This window comes from Mycobacterium sp., from assembly GCF_049673265.1.
Taxonomy (GTDB): domain Bacteria; phylum Actinomycetota; class Actinomycetes; order Mycobacteriales; family Mycobacteriaceae; genus Mycobacterium.
The window spans coordinates 1-1,768 of record NZ_JBATXN010000075.1 but is presented as its reverse complement, the minus strand read 5'-3'; the positions used below and the strand labels follow the sequence as shown (position 1 = coordinate 1,768).

Here is a 1,768-nt window from a genome sequence, read left to right as displayed (position 1 = left end):
TTGCCCGGTCCCAGCGGCAGCGCAGTCGTCGTGGTGGACTCGGCCGGCGAGAACCTGATCGTCGTCGCGCCGGGTGCCAATCATCATCTGACACTGGACTCCCCCTCGCTGCGCGGACTCATCGCCGACTGCGATGTGCTGTTGCTGCAGTTGGAGATTCCAGTCACGACAGCGACAGCCGCTGCCCGCGAAGCGCATTCAGCCGGAGCGACCGTGATCGTCAACGCGTCGCCGTCCGGCGGCGATCCAGGCGAGCTGGCCGAGCTGGCTGAGGTAACCAATGTAGTGGTGGTCAACGAAGCCGAAGCGGCGCAATGGGTTTGGCCGGTTGCGCATCGAGTGATCACCCGCGGCAGCAGCGGCGCCAGCTATATTGGCGGCGGTGAGGAGCTCACTGTCTCGTCGCTGGCGGTAGAGGCCGTCGACACCTCCGGCGCTGGCGACGTATTCGCCGGCGTGCTCGCCGCGGGGTGGATCAACGGGCGCGACCAAGCATTGCGTCGGGCCTGTGCCGCCGGCGCGCTGGCCACTCTGGTGCCCGGCGCCGGGGACTGCGCACCCTATGCCGCTGCGATCGACGAAGCGGTTCGGCGCACTGATCAAATACCACCAACCTGATCGCGCAAAGGAGAGACGCCATGCCGCCGACCCCCCAAGACAATGGCAGCCCACGCCCTCCCGAGGGTGACTGGCTGGGGACGCCCTACTTGACGTTTTGGCGGGAGGGGCCGTTCGCGGTCGTGACCCTGGACCGTCCGCAAGCCCGTAACGCGATGACACCGGCGATGTACTTCGGCATCCGCTACGCGGTCTCGCGGGTCAACGCCGACGCTGACCTGGCGGGCCTGCTCATCACCGGAACCGGCGACGTCTTCGCCCCGGGCGGCGACCTGGGCGGCGGCGGGGCGGACAACTGGATGCAGTGGGGTTCGGCGCTGTCGATGGATGTGACGCCGTTCGACACGCTGCGTAAGTCAGCCAAGCCGGTGGTCTCCGCGGTCAACGGCCTGTGTCAGGGCGGCGGGCTGCAGATCGCCATATGCAGCGACGTCGCGGTCGTCAGCGAGCGGGCGACGTTCCGGGTTCCCGAGTTATACCGCGGTATCGCCGACACCTATTACAGCCAGATGCTGGCGCGCATCGTGGGCCCGATCCGCACCCGCGATCTGATGTTGACCGGGCGGACGCTCACCGCGTCGGAAGCCGTCGACTGGGGCATGGTGGCGAGGATGGTGCCGCACGATGAGCTGATGGCCGCCGCCACCGAGGTACTAGCGCAATGTTGCCGTACCGCCCCGGGCGCTCGGCGGGTCGTCAAGTCCAGCCTGGATAACTACCTCGGCCTCTACGACCGCATCGGAATGGAAGCCAGCATCGAAAGCGCCGAGGCCGTCGAGGGGTTTGTCGCATTCAGAGAACGCCGGTCGCCGAACTGGGTGCATCCCGACCTGCGGGTGGACGGACGGCTGTGACGGAGTTGTGTCAGGACAACGCTGCAACAAGGTGGACGAGCAGCTCTTGGTAGTCGTCGTTGGTCATTGGTCCGGGACGCGGTGTTGACGAGTCCTCAAGCCAGGTGGGGGTATCGGTTACGACTGTGACTACCATATCGAACTCGGGGAGCACGGTCAGGAAGTTCCCGCCGAATCCGATCGCGGAGTAGAGGGTATCCCCAATTCCGATGTGGCGCAGTTCGTTAGACGGCCCAGCGACCCACCAGCAATAGCCGTACATCCCAAGCAACCCCGCCGCGTGGTTGGTGCGCGAC

3 protein-coding genes are annotated in these 1,768 nt (G+C 66.3%); 2 read left to right on the top strand and 1 reads right to left on the bottom strand.

From position 1 onward, the window contains the following. Together WBF82_RS02715 and WBF82_RS02710 are read left to right on the top strand one after the other, a co-directional pair. Positions 1-618, top strand: a 618-nt coding sequence (locus WBF82_RS02715; protein WP_424381563.1) for a PfkB family carbohydrate kinase, incomplete at its 5' end; no start/stop codon positions are given. A gap of 20 nt (positions 619-638) precedes the next feature. Next, complete coding sequence (locus WBF82_RS02710) at positions 639-1,472, top strand: enoyl-CoA hydratase/isomerase family protein (RefSeq protein WP_424381562.1); 834 nt, start codon at positions 639-641, stop codon at positions 1,470-1,472. A gap of 10 nt (positions 1,473-1,482) precedes the next feature. Here the strand turns inward: WBF82_RS02710 and WBF82_RS02705 are convergent. Next, positions 1,483-1,768: hypothetical protein (locus WBF82_RS02705; protein ID WP_424381561.1), on the bottom strand; the 286-nt coding region annotated here is incomplete at its 5' end.

Coding starts and splice junctions, on each gene's coding strand:
- WBF82_RS02710 (WP_424381562.1), top strand. CDS start 639: ATGCCGCCGACCCCCCAAGACAATGGCAGCCCACGCCCTCCCGAGGGT.